Annotated in this window: 1 protein-coding gene; it reads right to left on the minus strand. The window is 58.8% G+C overall.

Features of this window, described 5'->3' with window-relative positions; all coding sequences use genetic code 11:
* Positions 1-23: 23 nt before the first annotated feature.
* Positions 24-1,460, minus strand: a complete 1,437-nt coding sequence (locus J6524_RS36970) for an IS1182 family transposase (RefSeq protein ID WP_225678754.1) — start codon at positions 1,458-1,460, stop codon at positions 24-26.
* Between the last annotated feature and the right edge of the window lie 73 nt (positions 1,461-1,533).

Genomic DNA, 1,533 nt, shown 5'->3' on the forward strand with positions numbered 1-1,533 from the left:
AGTTGGCTCCAGTGCAAAATCCTTTACGTCTGCATCGCTTCCAGCAGTGTTCGGCAGCCCAGAATGGCTATTACACGTTTTAGATTGTAGGCGAGCACATTGAGCGCCATCTCGGTCGCAACCTTGTGCTGTCTTCGCATCAGGAAGTGCGTCGCCCCCATCCAGGCCTTTATGGTCCCGAACGGATGCTCCGCCGTTTGACGGCGTAAGGTCATCTTGTTGGGCTCTTGGTCGAGCCGCCGCTGAACCCTCTCCAGCACGGCCTCGTGCTCCCAACGTGCGATGCGCCGCTCGGGACCAGTCGTGCACAGAGCTTTGAGTGCGCAGCTTTGGCAAGCGGTCGTCCAGTAACGGCGCAGCATCTTGCCATCCTCTTGGCCGGTGAAGCGGTACGTCAGCCGTTCGCCGGCAGGGCAGCGATAGACATCCTCGGCCGTAACGTAGACGAAGTCCTGCTTGCCAAAGCGACCTGCGGCTTTCGCGCCTGAGGTAAGCGGTTTCGGCAATGTGACCGTGATGCCAGCCTGCTCACAGGCGCGGAGTTCTTCGCCGTCGTAGTAGCCGCGATCCGCAACAACCTCGAGCGTCTCGACAGCCATCTCGGAACGAGCCTGCCCGGCCATGTTGGTGAGTTGGTGGCGATCGCTGCCCACGTTGGTCACATCGTGAGCCACAATGAGGTGATGCTGCGTTTCAACGGCAATCTGCACGTTGTAGCCAACGATGCCGGTGTCCTTGCCACTTGTCGCCATCGAGCGTGCATCAGGATCGGACAGTGAGATCTGCTTGTCCTCGCTCTTCATCATCTCCACGTTGATCGCGTTGAGTCGAACGATCTCTTCCTTGAGCTTCTCGATCTTGCCCTTCAACCGCTCAACCTTCGCCTCCGGCACCGCGTCGCCATGCCGATCGGCGGTTTCAAGCTGAGAGAGATAGCGGGCGATGCTCTCATCGATCCGCTCGAGACGCCTCTTCATCTTGGCCTCGGTGAAGTTCTTGTCCCGTGCATTGACAGCCTTGAACTTCGATCCGTCGATGGCGACGCTCGCGGCAGTGAACAGCTCAAGCTTGCGGCACAGCGCGACGAACTCGCCACAGACCGCACGAATGGCCTTGCCATTGTCCTTCCGGAAGTCCGCGATCGTCTTGAAGTCCGGCGCCAGCTGCCCGGTCAACCAGATCATCTCGATGTTACGCTGGCATTCCCGTTCCAGGCGTCGGCTCGACGGTATCTGGTTAAGATAGCCGTAGATGTAGAGCTTGAGCATAGTGCGGGGGTGATAGCTGGGGCGGCCAGTGTCGAGTGGCTGAACACCGATGAACCCCAGCTTGTCGAGATCAAGACTGTCGACGAACACGTCGACCGCTCGCACCGGATTATCCTTGGTCACATAGTCATCGAGCGACGCCGGAAACAGGGTGCTCTGCCCGCGATCTAACCCTTCAACAAAGCGTTTCATCGGATGCCCCGCAAATCGCAGGGAATCTTATCGCGCGAATCACAGCAAACAGAGCGTTTTCACACAGCCTGGG

It is taken from the genome of Bradyrhizobium hereditatis (assembly GCF_020329435.1).
GTDB classification, from domain to species: domain Bacteria; phylum Pseudomonadota; class Alphaproteobacteria; order Rhizobiales; family Xanthobacteraceae; genus Bradyrhizobium; species Bradyrhizobium hereditatis.